Genomic DNA, 21,724 nt, shown 5'->3' on the forward strand with positions numbered 1-21,724 from the left:
TTCTATATTTTATTAAGGTATCGTTTTAACTCCACACAATCAGGAGTCTAGTATGCACTTAGTCCGAGTTCAAGTTCCAAATTTTCGGGCTTTAAATCAAGTCGATATTACCTTTGAAAAAGATTTTTTTCCTAAAATTTTTCCCCTAGGAAGCCAGAATGGAGGGGGGAAAAGTACACTGTTGCAATTAATTTTTGTATTATTACATTGTTCAGGAAATCCTGAGCAATTTGATTTTTTAAAAAATTTATTATTAGATTTTAAAATTCCTGAAGGTTCTGAAAGTAGAACTTTAGCAGAAATAGACGTTGATGACAATGGTAATATGATAAGGTTAATTTTTAGGTGTAGACGATATAGGGTATTGACTCTATCAAATATTGTAGAGCGAGGAGGCACTTATAAAACTGTAGAGCAAGGTACTTATGAGTCTGATGATCAAAATAACGTTATACCAATTTTTAAATATCGAGAAGATGATATTTATTTTATAAATAGTCACTATCCACCAAATGCAATTTTTGTTTGTGAAACTAATAATATTAGCAATATAAACAATAATTTAAAAAATGAATCAACAGAAAACAAAAAAAAAGATTCTATCAGTATTTTAGAACAAAAATTACAAAATTTTTCTTTAAGTAAAATTTCGGAAAAAATATTTATGGTTGCTCCATCAACACAAGTTTTCTTATTTCTTCCTCCAACTACTAGAAAACTTTTATTTAGACAGACTGATCACGATAATCCTGATTATTATTCAGAATTAAATTCAGCAAAATCAAAACTTAATAACTTTTTTACTTATGATTTTTTAGCAGTTGAGGTTTTAATCGACTATTTTAAATTTGTCCGAGATCAAGACTTTAGAGAAGCTATCAAAACAGGTCACTATGGTAATCATTATAAAAGTTTACTCCAAGAACTCAACCAAGTCTTAATTGATAAAAAAATTAATCTTACTGAAGATTTTGAAGGCGTGACTTTTGAGTTGCAAAAGAATGGAAAAATTATCAAACTGAATCCTGAAGATCTGAGCCATGGTGAATTAAAACGCCTAACAATTTATGCTTTACTTAAATATTATGAAATTAAAGATGCTATTGTTTTAATGGATGAAATTGAAATAGCATTACATCCAGATTGGCAATATCAAATTATTTCTGACTTAGAACAATGGGAACCCAGTAACCAATATATTTTAGCAACCCACTCTTACGAATTATGCCAAGCCTTAACCCCTGCTCACGTTAAAGAAATTGAACCCAAATTAATTAAAAATAAAGATTAATATTGAGAAACATGAGTCTGAACCCAGAGGGATTACAAAAACATTGTGAAACGATTCTTCAATCTCGCAGAATTAAAAATAAAATTGTCATTCTCTGTGAAGGGGATATTCCTAAACTTGAGGGCAGATCTTCACCACAAAGCTATAGTAAAATGGAGCAGATGCCTGATGCGAACTTTTATAAAGCTTGTGTCCCTCAAGGATGGAGTCAATACCGACCTGAATTTTTTAATTGTGGCGATCGCCAAGATGTGATTAATACTTATTTTAGTTTATTAGATTTACATAAACAAGATCCGATTAACTCCTATTTAGACCCTACAAAACTATTTTCTATTGTTGATTTAGACCTTCAATCTAAAGAGATTGGTCATAATTACCAATTTCCAGATACCGAAACCATTTTTTATGACCTTTATCAAGGTTTAAAGGTTAATCAGCAAAATGCACCTAAGCATCGAATTTGGGTAACAGGTTTAATTCATAAAGAATCCTATTTTATTATACCTGAATTGCAAGAAACCTTTGATAGTTGTTTCAGGCTTCCCATTCCCATTTATAAAGGAAACAATCTTTTACTGACAGATATCTATAAAGATATGGCTGAATTAATTAATCAAGATTCTGATTTAAACAATCATCTAATAACTTCCTGCCAAAGAATTAACTATTGTCAGGGTTTAAACTGTACTGATGTTAATCAATTAAAAATCTCTTGGATTCAGGAATTTAACTCTACGGTAGATGTCAGCCACAAAAATGAATTAATTTATGTGCTATTAAGTCTAATAAAAGCTAAAAACTTTTGGCGTAAAATCGACCCGCCTCCTGATTGGAGTCGTTCACCAGAAGTTTACAGAGATCAACTGCTATTAGAGATAGGAAAATTTTATTCAGAACAGAGTGATGCTGAATATCATTTGAGTGTTTTCTTTAAAATTCTATATCAGTTTGTATAAAATTCTATATTGATAATAACCATTTTATCCCTCTCCTAAGAAACCGTATTTGCTTGGGAGAGAGATAATTCTAAAAACTGTTAAATTCGTGACGGAATGGGATTTTTTTAGAGGCTTTGTTCTCCCCTATCAATTGAGACTACAAACTTTCGTTTTCCCGTTCTTCATAATCCTCAGAAGAAGTCGGATCTAATTCCCAGCGTTGCTCATCTCGTTTTTCTAAAAATTCTGTTGTCCGAAGGGAAGAGCGATCACGCATTTCTAAACCCACTGCGGCTGCAATTTCCTCTACAATATCTTGATCCGGTGTGGCGACCGTCCCGCCAACGGCTTCATCCCCAACAGCATTGGCTTGTTCAAAATTAGCATCAATATCTCCACCTGTTAAAACTGCACTGGCTTGATTAAATTGATCACTTTGGCTTAAATGAGCGCGTCTACCCGCACGGTCAGTAGGTTGTCCTTGTAGTCCTGTCCCTAATGATTGGGTAATTTCTGGGGGTAAATCACTAATCATTTCTGGAGCATCACTTTCATCAATTACATCATCATCATTGGTATCCCAATTATCATCCGTATCATCAATCATGACCGTATTGAGTTCTTCGGGATCTACGGGAATTTCTATTAAACCGATTTCCTCCTCAATGCTTGCTAATTCTGCTAATGTCGGTTCTTCATCTTGATTCAATTCAATCTCATCTTTAATCTCTTGAATTAAGTTTTGATTGTGAGGCAGTTGATTTTTTTTCCCTTTAGATGGGTGAGTTCGATTAGCCATGATGTTTTCCTATTTATATCTGCTATTTGCACGGTATCTGACTGAAGCTAGATTTAATAACTTCATAAAGATAGACTCCCGCCTCTCCCCATTTAAAGATCTCTAAACCTGAAAGAATTTTATGAAATTCTCAGAATACTTAATTTATTTATATCTTATAAAAAAACATCTATCCCAAGTTATAAAATTAGAATTATAAATTAAATTTGATTAAAACTCTTCCTTAAGTTAGAGAAAGAAACCCGAAACACAATTAATAATATAACTTTTGCTAGACGATGAGTTCTCTGTCCAAAGGTTAATGTATAAGCACGTTGATTATTGGCTGAAAAATACCGAATCAACAAATGCTGTTAATCAGGCATTTCTTACATAAACTTCAACCCTTCAGACTTTTTAATTTTAGGAGAAGCTAAAAAAAATGGCATACACTGATGAATCCGGCCGAATTATTGATCATCCCGTTGCTGTGGGAACAGACTATCATGATCGTGTCCGTTGGGGGCCCATTTTTGCAGGTTTAGTTATTGCCATTGGAACTCAATTAATACTGAGTGGAATTGGTGCGGCTATTGGTTTAACTGGACTTGCCAACTCCGGCGCACCTCGTTCTAATGCGGGAGATACGGGAACAGCCGTTGGGATTTGGTCAATTATTAGTTTATTAATTGCTTTGTTTGTTGGGGGTTGGTTAATGGCTCGTGTTTGTGGGCCAATGAATCGTACCACCGCCCTCTTGAATGGTGCTATTTTGTGGGCTACAACCTTAGCCATTAGTGCTTGGTTACTTTCGAGTGGAGTATCCGGTATTTTTGGCATTGTTGCGTCCAATGCGGGAGAAGTGATTAATCAAGTTCAAGAAGGCGGTGTGAATGTTCCGGCGAGGGCTCCCAATGTCTCAGCACAGCAGGCTCAAGATATAGCCTCGAATGCAGCTAAAGCGAGTTGGGCATTTTCCTTTGGCTCTTTGTTAGGATTAATTTCAACTTTGGTTGGCTCATCCGTCGGTGTTCATAAACCCTATGCAAGCCCTACAGTACAACCCGGAGTGGGTAGACCTTATGCTCGATAAAATTCCTTAGATTTTATGGTATTCAAACCCATCATTTTATAAACCCAGTTTCTACAAAAAGCTGGGTTTTTAATATTGATTTTTGATTTCCATCTTAAGGGTGAAGAAAGTAATTTTAAAATATGATTAACTCCTATTAAAGCGAGATAAATCATTCGATTTTAATGAAATATTAGGCTTTAATTATTAAGGAAAAATAAAGTATGGTTTTACAAATTGGAGATAATTTACCCATTGGAAGTGTTCGTTGGGCGATCGCTGAAGGCTATATTCCTGACTATAGTAACGGCCCAGAACCTCAATTTACCAGTCATGAAACAGCTTGTATTTTAAATACATCTGATCAAGATGCCTCTGTGAAAATTACCATTTATTTTAGCGATCGTGAACCCGTTGGCCCCTATTGTGTGACGGTTCCCGCAAGACGAACAAAACACCTACGATTTAACGATTTAACCGACCCTGAACCTATTCCCCGTAATACAGATTATGCCAGTGTATTTGAGTCGGATGTTCCGATTGTTGTCCAACATACTCGCCTCGATTCTCGACAGTCGGAAAACGCTTTACTCAGTACCGTTGCTTATTCCTATCGTTAATTAGGGAACAGGAAATGAGTTGGCTGAATTGAGAAGTATCTTAATTGTAATGGGTAGAACTATAGTAAAAATTATCAATCTTTAAGGGATTTTTTTGTTAAGAGGAAAGTTGATCATGGTTAAGATTGGTTATCATGCGTCCCACGAACAATTTAAACCCAGTGAATTGTTAAATTATGTTCAAAAAGCTGAACAAGCGGGGTTTGATTTATCCTTATCTTCCGATCATTTTTATCCTTGGAGTGAAAAGCAAGGACAAAGTGGATTTGCTTGGTCTTGGTTAGGGGCGGCAATGCAAGCCACACCGAATTTATCCTATCGAATTGTTTGCGCCCCAGGTCAACGATATCATCCGGCAATTATTGCCCAAGCTGCTGCAACTTTAGCGGAACTTTTTCCGAATCGATTTTGGTTAACCGTAGGCAGTGGTCAAGCTTTAAATGAACATATAACAGGGGATAAATGGCCGTCTAAAAGCGATCGCAATACTCGTTTAAAAGAATGTGTTGATATTATTCGAGCTTTATGGGCTGGCGAAACTGTGACCCATCGAGGTTTAGTAACAATTGAAGAAGCAAAACTCTATACCCGTCCTGAAATTAATCCCTTAATAATTGGCGCTGCAATTACCGCTAAAACCGCCGAATGGTTAGGAAGTTGGGCTGATGGGTTAATTACTACATCTCGTCCCCCTGAACAATTAAAAGAAGTGGTTGATGCCTTTTATCGAGGAGGAGGAGAGGGAAAACCCATGATTTTAAAAGTGCAGTTATCCTATCATGCTAATGAAACCATTGCTAAACAAGGAGCGTTTGATCAATGGCGAAATAATATTTTTCAAAGTCTGGTTTTATCAGATTTAAAAAATCCTGAACAATTTGATGCGATGGGAAAATTTGTCACCTTAGAAGAAGTTGAAAACAATGTCCGCATTTCCTCCGATCTTCAACAACATATTAGCTGGTTAAAACAAGATATAGAACTAGGGTTTAATGAGATTATTTTACATAACGTCAATCGAGAGCAAAAACAGTTTATTCAAGTATTTGGAAAAGAAGTAATTCCGGTTTTAAGCTGATTAAAAGAAAAGAGAGTTAACCCGGTTTTAATGAATCAGCAAAACAAGTATTTCTTCCTTGAGCTTTTGCTTGGTATAGGGATTGATCTGCCCTAGAAAGAATATCCTCAATGCGGGTATCCTGGGGTTCAGAAATAGCGATTCCAATACTTACCGTCATTTGTAAATTCTCTTTCTCCGTTGGGATAGATAAATCAGCAATTAAACTACAAATATCTTGGGCAATTTTAACTGCATCTTCGAGATTAGTATCTAATAATAAAATCACAAATTCTTCTCCCCCATAGCGTCCAAAATAATCACCTTCTCTGAGGTAATTCCTAATTACTGATGTAAAGGTGATTAAAGCGCGATCGCCCATGAGATGACCATACTGATCATTAATTTGTTTAAAATGATCTAAATCTAATATCAATAAAGAAAATATTTTTCCCTGTTGAATTGATCGATTAAATTCGACTTCAGCCACTTTAAAAAAACTGCGACGATTTAAGATTTGAGTCAGGGAATCCAGTTGAGATAATTGTTCGAGTTGTAACAAAGTGTTTTTTAAGATATCGGTTGTATGTTTTAGGGTTAAATGAGTTTTGACCCGTGCTAACAATTCAGTTTTGATAAAAGGTTTCGTAATAAAATCAACAGCCCCCATCTCAAAGGCATTGACTAAACTCTCTTCTTCATGACTAGCGGTGAGGAAAATAATCGGAATGTCTTGAAACTGGGGATTATTTTTTATGACTTGACAAACCTCTAATCCATCCATTTCAGGCATCATTAAATCCAATAAAATTAAATCCGTTTGATTATTTTTTAGTCGATTTAACGCTTGAAAACCACTGGTTGCAAAGGTGGTATTATATCCAACTTCGCCAAGCATTTGTCCGACTAATTTCAGATTTTGAGTAATATCATCAACAATTAAAATCAGAAAATTTTCAGGAATAAATGTTTTGAGTTGCATAAATCAAAGTCCTTCTTTGCAGTAAAGTTTTAACCTTTCTCCAATCTGAGGAAAATCCTCAATAGTTTGAGGAATTGTATTCCAATCAAACGCTTCTAATTGAGTTTCTAAAGTTTGTATATAATCTAATAAAGGTTGATATTGATACTGTTGCCCCCAGGCAGCCAGACGTTGAACAAAATGTTGTAAATCTCTGGTTCTTAATGTTTTTCGCAACGTATTCCAAACCTGTTCTTCTTCTTGTTGAAGTTTAAACAGGAGTTCTGTACACGCATCAGAACTGAGGAATGAAACAGGAGAAACTCCTAGTTTTTCTTGCGGACTTTCTCTGTCAATCTCGGTATTTTTAGAAGAGTTTTGGCATATTAAATGTCGCTTCATTTCTCTGACTAATTGTGGCAAACTGACCGGCTTTCGCAAGAATCCTTGACAGAGTGATTGAACTTTTGCTTGTTCTTCACTTTGACAAGATGCGGTCAAAATCACAATCGGAATCTGTCGAGTTTTTTCATCTTGTTTGAGAAATTGAGCCACCATTTTTCCGTCCATCTCCGGCATCCGTAAATCCAGAAGAATTAAATCGGGTTGATGAATATTTGCCATCTGAATTGCTTGTTTTCCATTCTCTGCTAGAAATAATAAATGATGAGTTCCGGCAAAGTATCCTTGAATTAATTCTCGGTTAGATTGAACATCATCAACAACCAAAATTGTACTAGCTTGAAATTGGTTGAGATTTCGATCTTGACCAGAATTTAATTTGACCGAGATCGGATTTTTAGCCTGAGCAATGTCGGGAAATACAAAGGTAAAAATACTGCCTCGTCGCAATTGGCTTTGAAGCAATATAATCCCCCCCATCATTTGAGTTAAGCGTTGAGTAATCGCCAATCCTAAACCGGTGCCTCCATACTTACGATTACTTTGTCCGGCACTTTGAACGAAGGCTTCAAAAATACGAGTCTGCTGATGGGGTGCAATCCCAATTCCTGTATCTTCAATCGCAATTTCTAACCAAACTTTTTCGCTATTGCAGGCACAATAGGTTTGAGTTCGTGCAGAAACGCTAATATATCCCTTTTCCGTGAACTTAAGAGCATTACCGACAACGTTAAATAAAATTTGACGTAATCGTATCTCATCAATATAAATCAATTCGGGGACATTATCTTCAATTTGGATGTGTAAAACTAACCCTTTTTCTGTGGCTTTATGGTTAAAAATGTTTTGAATTTCCTGAATCAGCACCCGTAAGTTAACGGGGCCATAATCGAGTTCCAGTTTCCCCGCCTCAATTTTAGACAAATCAAGAATATCGTTAATTAAGGCGAGTAGAGTTCGACTAGCGGTGATTACAGCGTTTAAATAAGAGACAGATCTCGGTTCATGAACAACAGATTGTAGTAAATCTGTAAATCCTAAAATGGCATTCATGGGTGTACGAATTTCATGACTCATATTAGCCAGAAATTCACTTTTAGCTTGGTTTGCCATTTCTGCTTCCTGTCGAGCTTGTTCGAGAGCTATATTTTTTTGGGTTAGTTCTTGACTCCGACGGGTTTCTTGTTCGAGTAATGTGGCTAATTCTTGCTCTAAGCTTTTGCGATCGCTAATTTCAACTAAATATCCCAACATTTCCACGACATTCCCCGCGTCATCTCGAATTTTCCTTAACTGTGTTAAAAACCAGCTATACGTTCCATCTGCTTTCAACCACCGATATTCATGAACATAATAATCCTCGGTAAATTTTGTCGCTAAGTTGGTTAAAACCCACTCTACATCATCAGGATGAATCTGTTGAATCCAGAAGCTCGAATTTTCTAAAAAAATTTGAGGTTCAAAACCGACAATTTCTTTAACATTCTCACTGATAAAAGTAATCGGATAATTGGTTTCGGGTTTGCAACTTAAAATAACAATGGGAGAATAATTGAGCAGGAAATTTAAGCGATCGCTGGTTTCATTTAATTCTAATTCGGTTTTTTTGCGATCGCTCACATCTAAAATCACCCCTCGCCAAGCAATATCTCCATTGTCTCGATATTCAGGACGGGAAGCTTCTGCAATCCATTTTATATCCCCATTGGGCATTTGATATCGTAACTCATAAAACAGGGGGGTAAGGGTGGCTGCACTGTTTAAAATTGCTATTCGATGTCCCTGGAGATCTTCGAGATGAAACCCGGGTTCTAAAAGTTTATAATTGTTCATTAATTCCAAGGCGGTCAAGCCAAAGACTTCAAAGCAACCATCACTAATATATTCCAAAAAACCAGAACCATCGGGGCGTTTAATATAGGTAAAAATTGCGCCTGGAATATTATCAGCAACGGCTTTTAACTGTTCTTCTCGTTGACGTAGAGTTTCTTCCATGCGTTTGCGATCGCCAATATCAAAGGTCATACCTAAAATTTGTTGAACCTCTCCGTTATCATCTAAAAGGGGAACGTATTTGATAATCACGATATAAGGTTCTAGTCCCTCCATTTGCAATGTAAATTCTCCAATTTGTACGGTTTTGGTCGCAATTGCATGATCAAGTAAGGGCAGATATTTAGAATAAACTTCCGGGGGGTAAATATCTTCATCTCGACGACCGATAAAGTTTTCAATGGGAATTTGGGTGCATTCGGATGTTCGTTGATTGACATACTCAAATCGACGTTCTGAATCATAAATTACAAAGACATCAGGAGCGTGTTGCACTGTTAAAGCAAATAGTTCTTCATTGTGTTTCAGTGCATTTTCGGCTTCTTTGAGATCCGTTAAATCTTGAATACTGCCAACAATTCCACAAATCGTTTTCTGTTCATCTAAATAGGGGGTATAGGTACGCCTCAAATATCGTTTTTTAACAGGATCAATATCCACCCATAAATCATCTTGAATGGCTTCCCCGATTAAACATTGATCCAGAGAAGGTTTAATGGTTTGCTCAAAAAAATTAGTCCCTAAAACCTCAGAAACAGAATGACCAATCACCTTTTCTAAGGGTCGATTTACCAATTTCAAGTAAGCGGGATTAGCCACTTGATAAATATAGTTCTGATCCACTAAACAAATGGCATCCCCAGTGGCTTCAACAATGCGTTCATATCGTCTTAGGGATTCTTCATAATATTTGCGATCGCTAATATCTTCAACAATATAGGAAAACCGAGGACGATCATTTTCCGATAAACCAATATAAGACACCGTTGCTGATAACCATTTCTTTTTCCCATCAGGTTGATCATATTGACACTCAAATTTGACGGGTTTTCCTAAATCTTGACTTTCTCGATAATGATTCATCCAATGTTGAAGCAAAGGGTGATTTATACCTAATTGACTAACAAATTTATGGTGAATTTCCTCATTTTTTTTTCCTAAGAATTGAGCCGTTGCTAAATTGACTGAAAGATGTAAAACATCGGTTTCAAATAGTTCAACGACACCCATCATTATTGGAGAAGAATTATAAAAACTATTCAGAATTTCTTGTTGGTGTTTTAAAGCCGTTTGGGTTTCTTGACTGCGCTCTAATTCTTGCGTTAATCGTTCATTGGTTTGTTCTAATTCAGCCGTTCGTTCTAGGACTTTTGCTTCTAATTCTCGATTAGCTTGTTGCACTTGCTCTAGTAACGTCGCGTGTTCAATTCCCAAAGCAACATGAACCGATAAACTTTCTAAAAATTCTGTTTCTTCGGGTTCCCATGGCTGAATGATCCTAAAATTCTGAGCAATTAATCTACCCCATAGCTGGTTTTCAAATCGAATTTCAACAGCTAAATCTGAATCAGAATTGTGATAGATGACCCCTGCATCGAGAAGTGAGTATTGGGGGTTTTCTACAGATTCAACAATGACTCTTCGATAGCCATCGGCTTCAAATTTTTCAATGATCACGCGATCGCATTCTAACAATTGCCGAACTTCTGTCACCGTTGTCTTTAAAATTAGATCTAAACTTAAAGAAGATCGAATCCGTAAAGCGGTATCTGTTAAAAGCTGATGTCTTTGACTTTGTTCTTTCAGTCTCGTCGTATGAATTGTAACTTCTTGTGAAACTACCATTGTCTCCTGACCCCCTTTGAAACAAAAATGGGCTTGATCGTGAATCTTCCTTTATTATGGAATAAGAATTCAGTGATCTACACCACTTCTGTTACGATTAAAATTAATCCTGCAACGCAATAGAGATTAATTCTTCAACATGACTCACTGGAAAAATTTCTGTCTCCAGTTGTTCTGCGAGTTCTGCTACGGTCATATCATCCAAAAACACAGGTTCTCCTTGTTTTAACATCACCGATGGTAATAAAATTCCATCTCCTAATGATTTTCCTTTTAATCCTTGCAGCAAATCTTGTCCGGTTAATAGACCTGTAACCGTAATTTCTTGACCCCAATATTGACTCGCTAAAGCCACCAAATTCACCGTTAGCCCTGAAATGTCATTTAAGGAGTTTAACAAGGGTTGAAAGGCTTTTTCAACGGCATTTCCCACCACCCAAGTAAACTGGCGGGGAGTTGAACAAGATTGAATCGGGTGTTGTTTGACAGTTTGTTCAAATTCTTTAATAAATTTGCGAATAGAACCTACCCCATTACCAATTTGAGGATAATCTTGATAATGGGATTCAGGCGGTAATTCTGCACCCGCAATTAAAAAGAGTTCATCCGCAATCCAAACACAAGTTGAACCGAATTCTTGTTGAAATTTTTGTTGTAAATTCTGAACTTGAGTAATAATTTCTTGAGCTTTTTCAGGCGTAACTGGGATTAATTCATCTTCCGGGGGACGAAACCGAGTTAACCCCACGGGAACCACCGCGACGGAAGCAACAGTCGGGATTCTACCGCGATGGAATTGAGCTAAATCTAAAAGGGTTTGTTCGAGGTATTTGCCATCATTAATTCCTGGACAAACCACCACTTGAGCATGAATTTGTAAACGGTTCTTTTTAAACCATTTTAACTGATCTAAGATTTGACCCGCACGGGGATTTTTTAATAAGCGAATTCTAACTGGAGGTTCGGTGGCGTGAACAGAAACATACAACGGAGAAAGACGCATTTGTGCAATTCTATCCCATTCCCGTTGAGATAAATTGGTTAAGGTTAAATAGGAACCATACAAAAAGCTCAAGCGATAATCGTCATCTTTTAAGTAGAGGGTTTCTCGTTTTCCGGGGGGTTGTTGATCAATAAAACAAAACGGACAGCGATTATTGCATTGTATTAATCCATCAAATAAAGCGGATTCAAACTCTAAGCCTAAATCTTGATCATAGTCTTTTTCAATTTCAAGTTGATGGGTTTTCCCAAATCGATCTAAAACTTCTAATTCTAAAACTTCATCAGCACATAAAAATTGATAATCAATTAAATCACGAGGTGGTTGTCCGTTAATCGAAACAATCGCATCTCCGGGTTCAAAGCCAATTTCTTCAGCAATAGAATCGGGTAATACGGTTGTAATTTTAGCAGGTCGAATCATAGGAGGAATTAAACATTAACAATCATAGACTCCGTAGAGACGCGCCATGGCACGTCTCTACTCTACTACAAGATTGTAGTCTAAATATTCTTTAACGCACCTCCCCACACAGCCACTAAAATCATGACTCCAAAGGCGAGACGATACCAAACAAAAATCCAGGTACTTTGTTTTTGTAAATAACGAATTAACCAAGCAATTGATAAATAGGAAAAAATAGCGGCGGAAATTAAACCAACACCGATGGGAATCAGGTCTGAATTCCTGATACCAGTTGCAAATACCATTCTTAATTCCACGATTCCCGCTAAAGTAATTGCTGGAATTCCTAATAAAAAGGAAAAACGAGCAGCCGTTGCCCGTTCTAACCCCATAAATAATCCAGCCGTAATGGTTGATCCTGATCGAGATACCCCAGGAATTAAAGCTAAAGCTTCAGCCAAACCCATTAATATTCCATCTCGAACTTTAAGGTGTTCAAAATTCCGTTGTCGTTTGCCTATTTTTTCAGCCAATCCCAATAAAATGGACATCCCAATCGAGGCGAATGCAATCGTTTCCAGACTTCGCAAAGGAGAGTTATCATAATCAGGAATCAACAGTTTAATTAACAATCCAAAAAAGACAATTGGAATCGTTCCTAATGCAATCCCTAACGCTAAACGAAAGTCTACAGACTCATAATCCTTTTTTTGAATCGCTCGCCATGATCCCAGGACAACTTGAACTAAATCCTGCCAAAAAAACCACACCACTGCCGCAATACTGCCTAACTGAATAATGGCTGTAAATTCAATACCGGGATCTCCCCAACCTAACATGACTGGAATGACTTTTAAATGGGCGGTACTGCTAATGGGTAAAAATTCTGTTACTCCTTGAATTAATCCTAAAAAAAATGCCTCTAATAGATTAATGTCGGAACCGATTGAAGCCGAAGATGCCGTTTGAGCCAATACATCTGCTGCTCCTAAATTCAAAAATAAATCAGGCATAGAAATCATAGAAGACAAACTCAATAACATCTGATTACACATCACAAGTCCCTATTTCCCTTAACAAGGGAAATTTCAGGATACAATCTATAGACCCATCAAATAATAGCCTGATTAGCTAATCAATGAACTCTGATGTTAAAAACACTCTGGCTTAACTTTAACAGTAAATTGTCATTTGTTCATAAGAAGTTATTTAAAACAGGCTTTTATTTAAGGGAGGGTTAAAATGAGAATTCTCTTAGAATTCTACAGGATGCTGTCCATAATAAGGCAATGCTTCTGACCAGTGAGAATGCTTTCCCAATTTCCAGTCTAAATATCCTAATTCTAATAATTGCATGGCGGTTTCTCCTAATCCTGCTTCTACCTTTACCCGATGATAGGGAGTTTGCCAAGACGCTATGGTTTGTTCCCACTGTTGAGAGGACATGACGCTATCCGCTAAAAGGGGAACTAAGCCGAAATTGGTTTCTGGATTTTGACCATAAATTGCCACAAAAAGTTGACCTCGTTGTGCTCGCATTTCTAATGCAATCACTAAGTTTTCATCCTGATTTTGTCTGCGTTGAAGTTGTTCTTTCCAAGCGATCGCCGCTAAACTAGAAATGGCAAAAACTGGAATATTTAACTGTTGAGCTAAGGTGCGGGCGGTGACGACTCCGATTCGAGTTCCAGTAAAACTTCCTGGGCCTTTAGCTACTGTAATCCATCCTAAATCTAACCAAGTTTGGGGTTGAATAAACTCTAATAAATAGTGATGCAGATGGGTGGATAAATCCCGTCCTATTGCCCAGGATTGACTGCGCTGAACGTCTTGAAAGTTACTAATGGCTAATCCCAGGTCAGGACTACTGGTGTGAATGGCTAAACCATAAACGGGTTGAGAGGAAATCGGTTGCACAGAATCTAATTAAGAAGGATTGCGGGAAAAAAAGATGGGCATGGAAATAAACAAGCCCGCTAGGATTATACCAAACATTCCGTCCGCCCAAATCCTTAAATTTAACCAGCCAAACATTAAAAATAGAGTGGTAATCGTTGCAAACAGTTGATTCAGTTGCAGAGTATTGGTGTGAGTGACTTGATGTTTAACACCCCAAAATCCTCCCGCAATCACTAAAGCCATGATGGGTTTTAAGATAATAATTTTATCGCTAAAGATAAAGATAATCATGGCAACCATTAACAGATCAAGCCAGAATTCTTTCTTTTTAATTTGCTGGCTCCAAAACGTTCGAGTTGTCAATTGAAACAACTTCCAAAGAAACTTATGATTCTGAAATCGGATCATTTGATTTCTAATTTTTGTCTTTCGATCTAGTTTTAACAAAGATGTCCATTCAGGAACATTTTGATTATTCACTCGCCCTAAAAGTTTGACTTTCTCAAGATTATTGATTTGGCAATAGGTTAATTCATATCCGATAATTGGAACTAACTCTTTATATTTTACAGAGCGATTTTTATCTCGATTTAAAACAATCGTTAACTGATTGATATGGTTTTGATTGACGCTCACCTGAATAATCCCATAGGGCTCTAAACGCTTTTGAAGAATTCCTGAAATTAGGTTGATTTTATTTAAGAGTCTTGGTGGGGGTAATTCAGGAACTTTTTCTTCAGAAACCGCAGGTTCAGAAACATCAGAAATATTCGGAATAGAAGGAGAAGGCTGAATGAATTGAGGCTGTTCTGGTAAGGGTTTAAATCCCGTTTCAGGATTGATTGTTAATCCCGGCATTACTGGAACATAATCCGGTTTAGGATTAATGTGGCGTAAAATTGCTGCCGCCGAATTGTAACGATTACGGGTTGCACCCTGCAACATTTTATCTAAAATATATCCTAATTCATCACTGACAGGTGCTTTTAAATAATCTCGCCAAACCCAATTTCCTTCTGCACTATCAAATAAATCAAAGGGAGGAACATTAGTCAGTAAATGAATACAAGTCACTCCTAAACTATATAAATCACTGGAAAAAACGGCTTTTCCCATTAATTGTTCTGGGGCTGTATAAGCAGCACTCCCAATCATGGTTCCCGTTTTAGGCAACATTCCCCCGGTGACTAATTTAGCAGCCCCAAAATCTACTAAAACTAAATTTCCAATCGGTTTTTTCGTATTAAACCGACGAATAATATTTTCGGGTTTAATATCTCGATGGATGACTTTATTTTCATGAACAAACTGCAAAATTGGCAACAAATCTTTTAAAATAAACCATATTTTTTCTTCAGTAAATACCCCTTTTTTTTGCAATTCTTGAGCTAAATTTTTTCCTTCAATAAATTCTTGAACTAAATATTGATAGCCGTCTTGTTCAAAATAACCTAACTCTGTGGGAATTTGGGGATGTTGCCCCAAGATTTTTAATTGTTTAGCTTCTTGCTCAAATAATTCTGTGGCTTTCCTCGCATTACTCCCTTGGGGAAAAAATTGTTTAATCACACAATAAGGTGTTAAGGGTTGACTTTCATCAACCACTAAAAATGTCCGACCAAATCCCCCCTGTCCAATTAATTGAATCCCTCGATAAACAACAGACTCAGCTTCATTAGAAACAGAACTCAACAATAATTTAGATCCACAATTTTGACAAAATTTAGCATCACTAGAATTCTGCGGATTAGAACAATTCGGATTAAAACAATAACTCATTTTTTATAGAAGGGAACAGGGAATTACGAATTACGAATTACGAATTACGAATGGGAAGAGTTTTATTAAAAACTAACAAAGCTAACAGTTAAAACTCAACCATTAACTGATAACTGGTACAGACGTGCCATGGCACGTCTCTACTGATAACTGATAATGCGGATACTTGATAACTGTTTAAGTCGGAACTAACTCCCCGGGTCTTAATTTCGCCCATTTACCGTTTTCTTCTTTAAAACTCAAACATCCGACTACATCCCATTCCATTTCAATTTCATAGTCGTTAGGGGTGCGGATATTGACGTTAATGGTGGGTTCGGTGGGTTCAAAGGTGGGGTTTTCGGTCAAATGGCGTTCTTGATGCTGGGTTTCTACGGCGTGGTAGGTGGTACAGCGATCAACATAATGACAATTCACACAAATACACATGATTCTATTCCTCGGTGATTGCCAAGGGTGAAACTTGTCCATCCCTTTGATGCTAATTTAGCGTAGGTAGGCCTTAACCTGCTTGACAATCTCATTGATTTTTGTTGCAATGCCTGAAGCTTTAGCCGATGTCTTCTCTCCTGCCACTTGGCCGTTTGAACTGAATGATTTACCTCAACCTGCCTATTTGGTTGGGGGTGCAGTTCGAGACGGGTTAATGGGTCGTACAACACCCATTTTAGATTTAGATTTTGTCCTCTTACAAGATGCGGTCAAAACAGCGCGAACTCTGGCTGAACAGTATCAGGCTGGGTTCGTTTTGTTGGATGCTCAACGGCATATTGCACGGGTTGTCTTTGACCAAGTAACAGTTGACTTTGCTCAAGCCCAAGGAAATAGTTTAGAACAGGATTTACGCCGACGAGACTTTACAGTTAATGCGATCGCTTTTGATCCATTTACCCAAACCTTTATTGATCTTAACAAGGGTCAAGAAGATTTACAACGGCGTTTAATTAAAATGATTTCTCCAGAAAATTTGCAAGATGATCCATTACGATTATTAAGAGGATATCGTCAAGCTGCCCAATTAGGATTTAAAATCGAGGATCAAACCCAAGCTACTATTCAAGAATTTGCACCGTTGTTAAGTCGGGTTGCAGTCGAACGCATTCGCACCGAGTTAGTTTATTTATTAAATACCCCCAATGCAACACCTTTGATACAACAAGCTTGGGAAGTTGGTTTACTTTCTCCTTATTTTAAGGGTGCAGACCAGCAGTTTAAACGATTATCTCAAATAGATATATCTGCAATAAAAGTAGGAGAAATTTACCCTCAAGTTTTACTTGAATTATCTCAAGAATTGAGCTATACCTTAAAAATATCCCGTTTAGCGATCGCAAAATTAACTTGTTTGTTAAATCAGGATATTACTTTAGCAGAAACAGAATTATTAGGGTTAAAATTGAGTAAATTAGAATTAAAAAGCACTTTAGCGATTTTAAAAGGTTTATCTCAATTAAAGTTGTTAAAAACCAGAGAGCTATCTCTAAGAGAACAATATTTTTTATTCCAAAATTTAGGATTATTATTTTCAGCGTTAATTGTAAGTGCAATAGCCGATGGATTTTCCTTAGAAAGTATTTCTCCTTTAATGAATCGTTATCTAAACCCCAATGATCCCGTCGCCCATCCCCAACTGTTATTAACAGGGAATGAATTAATGGAAGCCTTAAATTTACGTCCGAGTCCTAAAATTGGAGAACTTTTATTAGAGATTCAGTTAGGACAAATTGAAGGTAAAATCACAACCATTGAAGAAGCGATCGCTTTTGCTCAACAATTATTATAATTAATCCTCGTAGGGGCGGGTTCACAAAAATTGATAATATCCATAAAACATCTACCTAAACCCGCCCCGATTAACCTTGATTATAGGTTCTCATAAAGGCTAAAAATTCTTTAATTACTTATAACTGCAATTGATTTAAAATATTAAAATTTGAACGATAATACTCATCTTTATCTTTATTTTTGAGAAACTGCTTATATTGTGTAATAATTATTTACAAAATATCAGCCCATGACTATTGATATTTTAGAGAAACTGAGGCAAGTTTGTATTAGTAATAAAAATTTTTAGTAAAGAAATTATTTATATTTATGCAAACTAAAATGATCCATAAATTAGGATTAACTTTAACTCTTGTATTCAGTCTGGCTATTCCCGCATTGGGTCAACGCCAAATGTGGTTAGATCAAACCACCCCCCAAAATTGGAATAAACCTGGGGTTAATATTCCTAAAACCAAATTATATCCCATTCCAGAAAATTGTCAAAAGATGATTCAACCTCCTCGTAATACTACTGAACGTCTTATTACACAAGCAGGTTGGAAACTATTAAACTATAAAAGAACTAATGGCAAAACAACACTATTTCTAGCAATATCACAAACAGATATAAAATGCCGTTTAGCAGAATCTCAAATATTTGTATTCCATAACGGTATTTTTGCTGGAACCGGATCACCAACAACTATTATATATCGCCTTGATGGAGCTTTTAGAGATTTTAAATTATTAACAGAAAAGACATTCATAGTAAAATTTGATCGTTATCGAGATTCTGACGCTTCCTGTTGTCCTTCTGGTAGTACAATAGTTAATTTCAAAATTGATACGGTTAGTGGTCGCCCGCTCGTTGTTCCTGTAAAAACTAATACTAGGGCTTTTTCTGATAGTGACTTATAAAAAATGTTACTGCTTAAAATTGAATGAATGATTATCAAAAAGTTTAATAGAATAAAATTAAACCCGCCCGGGCGGGTTGTATTAGTATTGTTACTGTGTCAAATTCTCAACTATGAGTTAACTGATTTCATCTGAGTCTACCCATTCACTATAGGAAGAATCATAACCAATATAATGAACATAATATTGATCTCCTTCAATTTTTTCAATAATAGCGGAATACCATTCTTCCTCCTCATCATCCCAAACTTTCACCTTTTGACCCAGCCCATATCCATTATCATCCGTTGTCCGATGATCTCGAACACGAACCTCATCTTCATTCACCCATTCATCATCCGATGAACCATAACCAACATAATGAATATAATACTCGTTTTCTTTGACTTTTTGGATTGTAGATTCATACCAATCTTCATCCTCTTCATCCCAAACTTCTACCGTTTGACCGACTTTATATTGAGTCGAACCCGAAGAAACAGAACCCGATACTGGATTAGAATTAATCGGTAAAGTTGCTGCGGGTAATTCCGATTTTACAGACTCTTGAGCTTGTAAAATTACTTTACGCGCAACGGTTTGAATCCCTGTATGTTGATAATAATTTGTGCTTTGATCAATAAAAGCAGCCACAAAATCTAAATTATCATCCGCAATTTGGATAGAATTTCCCAAAGCATTAAAAATAGATTGGGGGGTGATTCCCGTTTTAGCCACTAAATTATTAATCCAACCCTGAACTGCATCAAACCCTTGGGTTATAAAACCCAATTTATCCGAAGGTGTCCCCCCTGGAATAAAATTACTCAAGGCTGAAAAGACTGGATTCTGGGTTAAAATAGTGGTATCAGATTGAGCAATCGTTTGATGGATTTTACTCAAGAAGTTAGGGCCTAATGGCAACATTCCATCTAAACAAACTAAAGCCACCATCCGCATTAATGCAGCATCTTGATAATTATTATTCAGGGCTTTAACAAATTCTTGAGGGTTGGGTTGAGGAATGCCATTTAACTTACAAAACGCAATAATCTCAACCGCAATTTTTAAGACTAAATCAAAGCTTTGGGTAACTTCAGGTTTAGGCGTAATACTGCTTAAAATAGACAGAAAGCTGATTTTTTCTCCAACTTTATTGGCTAAAGCTGCTGTTGCCATTGCTACATCAGCCGTATCAATGGTTTGATATAATTGAACGGCTGATTGATAACCCGATTTTGGATCATGATATAAAACAACAGCCCGATCTCGAATTTTTTGGATGATTTGAGTATCGGTTTCCCCTGTAATAGTACGGATACTATTCTCAAATCCGACTAAATTTGTCCACTGTCCCGGCATTAAATAATCAATAGCCTTCAAGACTTTCACCGTAATATTATCGGCGGGAAGTTCATCCACTAACTGCACAATAGATTTATCCATAAATCAGAGTCTCAACCCTCTAAATTGTTACTTAATATCCTACTCTATTAAAATTAGAAATCCGCATTCCTTTAGCAAAATTTTAAATTAAGTGATCGCCCATTTTTATTAAAATAAGAAATAGTGACCCAAATCCTGTAAAATAAACCTGTGTCACCCCTTGCCTTGGTTCAACTCCATGCTTTGCGACTACTTAGTACAAATTCTCACCGCCCGTGTTTACGATGTTGCCCAAGAAACACCCCTAGAATACGCTCCTAACCTCTCCGCCCGTCTGAATAATAAATTACTCTTAAAGCGAGAAGATATGCAGTCTGTCTTTTCCTTCAAATTGCGGGGAGCTTATAACAAAATGGCTCATCTTCCTCCCGATTTATTAAAGCAGGGAGTGATTGCCGCATCAGCCGGAAATCATGCCCAAGGTGTTGCCCTCGGTGCGTCTCAATTAGGAACAAAAGCAATTATTGTGATGCCTGTAACCACCCCTCAAGTTAAAGTAAATGCCGTCAAAGCAAGAGGGGGGGAAGTCGTTTTATATGGCGATACCTTTGATGAAGCTTGTGCTTATGCCCGTCAATTAGAAGCTGAAAAAGGATTAACCTTTATTCACCCTTTTGATGACCCCCATGTGATTGCCGGACAAGGTACAATTGGCATGGAAATTTTACGCCAATATCAACAACCCATTCATGCTATTTTTGTTGCCATTGGTGGGGGGGGATTAATCTCAGGAATTGCCGCTTATATTAAACGATTACGTCCTGAAATTAAAATCATCGGAGTTGAACCCGTTGATGCCGATGCTATGTCACAATCTCTCAAAGCCGGACATCGAATTAAGTTATCACAAGTCGGGTTATTTGCGGATGGGGTAGCCGTGCGAGAAGTGGGGGAAGAAACCTTCCGTTTATGTCAAGAATATGTGGATGAAATTATATTAGTAGATACAGATGATACTTGTGCGGCAATTAAAGATGTTTTTGAAGATACTCGTTCAATTTTAGAACCTGCTGGAGCCTTAGCAATTGCGGGAGCAAAGGCTTATGTTGAACGAGAACAAATTCAAGGAGAAACCTTAATTGCTGTTGCTTGCGGGGCGAATATGAATTTTGATCGCTTACGATTTGTAGCCGAACGTGCGGAATTTGGAGAACGTCGAGAGGCTATTTTTGCCGTGACAATTCCTGAAGAACCTGGCAGTTTACGCAAGTTTTGTGAATGTATTGGTAAACGCAATTTAACCGAATTTAACTATCGAATTGCCGATGAAAAAGAAGCCCATATTTTTGTCGGAATGCAGATTAAAAATCGGGCTGATGCAGCAGAAATGATCAAGAATTTTGAGGAAAATGGATTTAAAACAATTGATTTAACCGATGATGAATTAACTAAATTACATCTGCGACACATGGTCGGAGGACGGTCGGGTTTAGCCCATCATGAATTACTCTATCGGTTTGAATTTCCTGAACGTCCAGGGGCGTTAATGAAGTTTGTTTGTTCCATGAGTCCAAACTGGAATATTAGTTTATTTCACTATCGCAATAATGGCGCAGACTATGGAAGAATTGTGGTAGGAATGCAGGTTCCCCCTGAAGAAATGGCAGAATGGCAAGCATTTTTAGACGGTTTAGGTTATCGCTATTGGGATGAGAATAAAAACCCAGCCTATAAACTGTTTTTATCCCAAAAATAAAACAATCCCAGCTTTTTACAATCAACGGTTGA

17 protein-coding genes are annotated in these 21,724 nt (G+C 36.9%); 8 read left to right on the forward strand and 9 right to left on the reverse strand.

Annotation, left to right across the window (positions count from 1 at the left end; translation table 11 throughout):
• Nucleotides 1–52 precede the first annotated feature (52 nt).
• The gene (locus tag NMK36_RS21100; protein ID WP_254174545.1) at nt 53–1,291 is read left to right on the forward strand and encodes an AAA family ATPase; all 1,239 of its coding nucleotides are present in this window, start codon (nt 53–55) and stop codon (nt 1,289–1,291) included.
• Nucleotides 1,292–1,302: 11 nt separating this feature from the next.
• A complete protein-coding gene (locus tag NMK36_RS21105) occupies nt 1,303–2,250 on the forward strand; it encodes a hypothetical protein (RefSeq protein ID WP_254174546.1) in 948 nt (315 codons plus the stop codon).
• Between the two features lie 139 nt (nt 2,251–2,389).
• Here the strand turns inward: NMK36_RS21105 and NMK36_RS21110 are convergent, their stop codons facing one another.
• Nucleotides 2,390–3,031, reverse strand: a complete 642-nt coding sequence (locus tag NMK36_RS21110; protein ID WP_254174547.1) for a DUF6335 family protein — start codon at nt 3,029–3,031, stop codon at nt 2,390–2,392.
• Between the two features lie 421 nt (nt 3,032–3,452).
• Here NMK36_RS21110 and NMK36_RS21115 point away from each other — a divergent pair, with 421 nt between their 5' ends.
• The 3 genes from NMK36_RS21115 (at nt 3,453) to NMK36_RS21125 (ending at nt 5,780) form a co-directional block, all read left to right on the forward strand.
• Nucleotides 3,453–4,103, forward strand: a complete 651-nt coding sequence (locus NMK36_RS21115) for a hypothetical protein (protein WP_254174548.1) — start codon at nt 3,453–3,455, stop codon at nt 4,101–4,103.
• Between the two features lie 203 nt (nt 4,104–4,306).
• Nucleotides 4,307–4,702: a sensory rhodopsin transducer gene (locus NMK36_RS21120; RefSeq protein ID WP_072718587.1), complete on the forward strand. Its 396-nt coding sequence runs from the start codon at nt 4,307–4,309 to the stop codon at nt 4,700–4,702.
• 115 nt (nt 4,703–4,817) lie between these two features.
• Complete coding sequence (locus NMK36_RS21125; protein WP_072718586.1) at nt 4,818–5,780, forward strand: TIGR03885 family FMN-dependent LLM class oxidoreductase; 963 nt, start codon at nt 4,818–4,820, stop codon at nt 5,778–5,780.
• 16 nt (nt 5,781–5,796) lie between these two features.
• Here NMK36_RS21125 and NMK36_RS21130 read toward each other — a convergent pair whose 3' ends face one another.
• The 7 genes from NMK36_RS21130 to NMK36_RS21160 all read right to left on the reverse strand — a co-directional run bounded on the left by NMK36_RS21130 (nt 5,797) and on the right by NMK36_RS21160 (nt 16,315).
• The gene (locus NMK36_RS21130) at nt 5,797–6,741 is read right to left on the reverse strand and encodes a diguanylate cyclase (protein WP_254174549.1); all 945 of its coding nucleotides are present in this window, start codon (nt 6,739–6,741) and stop codon (nt 5,797–5,799) included.
• Nucleotides 6,742–6,744: 3 nt separating this feature from the next.
• Nucleotides 6,745–10,800, reverse strand: a complete 4,056-nt coding sequence (locus tag NMK36_RS21135; RefSeq protein WP_254174550.1) for a PAS domain S-box protein — start codon at nt 10,798–10,800, stop codon at nt 6,745–6,747.
• Between the two features lie 103 nt (nt 10,801–10,903).
• On the reverse strand, nt 10,904–12,226 hold the full coding sequence (locus tag NMK36_RS21140; RefSeq protein WP_072718583.1) for a TIGR03279 family radical SAM protein: 1,323 nt from the start codon (nt 12,224–12,226) through the stop codon (nt 10,904–10,906).
• Between the two features lie 80 nt (nt 12,227–12,306).
• Nucleotides 12,307–13,230 (reverse strand): undecaprenyl-diphosphate phosphatase, encoded by a 924-nt coding sequence (locus NMK36_RS21145; protein ID WP_437126712.1) that lies wholly within the window; start codon nt 13,228–13,230, stop codon nt 12,307–12,309.
• A 232-nt stretch (nt 13,231–13,462) separates the two neighbouring features.
• Nucleotides 13,463–14,125 (reverse strand): tRNA (adenosine(37)-N6)-threonylcarbamoyltransferase complex dimerization subunit type 1 TsaB, encoded by a 663-nt coding sequence (gene tsaB, locus NMK36_RS21150; RefSeq protein ID WP_072718582.1) that lies wholly within the window; start codon nt 14,123–14,125, stop codon nt 13,463–13,465.
• 9 nt (nt 14,126–14,134) lie between these two features.
• A complete protein-coding gene (locus NMK36_RS21155) occupies nt 14,135–15,886 on the reverse strand; it encodes a serine/threonine-protein kinase (RefSeq protein ID WP_254174551.1) in 1,752 nt (583 codons plus the stop codon).
• Between the two features lie 177 nt (nt 15,887–16,063).
• Nucleotides 16,064–16,315 (reverse strand): Ycf34 family protein, encoded by a 252-nt coding sequence (locus tag NMK36_RS21160; protein ID WP_072718580.1) that lies wholly within the window; start codon nt 16,313–16,315, stop codon nt 16,064–16,066.
• 109 nt (nt 16,316–16,424) lie between these two features.
• On the opposite strand from NMK36_RS21160, the gene NMK36_RS21165 reads away from it, so the two are divergent.
• Together NMK36_RS21165 and NMK36_RS21170 are read left to right on the forward strand one after the other, a co-directional pair.
• Complete coding sequence (locus NMK36_RS21165) at nt 16,425–17,669, forward strand: CCA tRNA nucleotidyltransferase (protein ID WP_254174552.1); 1,245 nt, start codon at nt 16,425–16,427, stop codon at nt 17,667–17,669.
• A gap of 311 nt (nt 17,670–17,980) precedes the next feature.
• Nucleotides 17,981–18,571, forward strand: coding sequence for an LppP/LprE family lipoprotein (locus NMK36_RS21170; RefSeq protein WP_254174553.1), 591 nt, complete (start codon nt 17,981–17,983; stop codon nt 18,569–18,571).
• A gap of 117 nt (nt 18,572–18,688) precedes the next feature.
• Here the strand turns inward: NMK36_RS21170 and NMK36_RS21175 are convergent, their stop codons facing one another.
• Nucleotides 18,689–19,996 carry a hypothetical protein gene (locus tag NMK36_RS21175; protein ID WP_072718577.1) on the reverse strand — a complete coding sequence of 436 codons (1,308 nt, stop codon included), beginning with the start codon at nt 19,994–19,996 and terminating at the stop codon, nt 18,689–18,691.
• A gap of 178 nt (nt 19,997–20,174) precedes the next feature.
• On the opposite strand from NMK36_RS21175, the gene ilvA reads away from it, so the two are divergent.
• Entirely contained in the window at nt 20,175–21,692 is a 1,518-nt protein-coding gene (gene ilvA / locus NMK36_RS21180) for a threonine ammonia-lyase, biosynthetic (RefSeq protein ID WP_072718576.1), read from the forward strand.
• Nucleotides 21,693–21,724: the final 32 nt, after the last annotated feature.

Origin of the sequence: Planktothrix pseudagardhii (assembly GCF_904830925.1) — a bacterium.
Lineage (GTDB): Bacteria > Cyanobacteriota > Cyanobacteriia > Cyanobacteriales > Microcoleaceae > Planktothrix > Planktothrix tepida.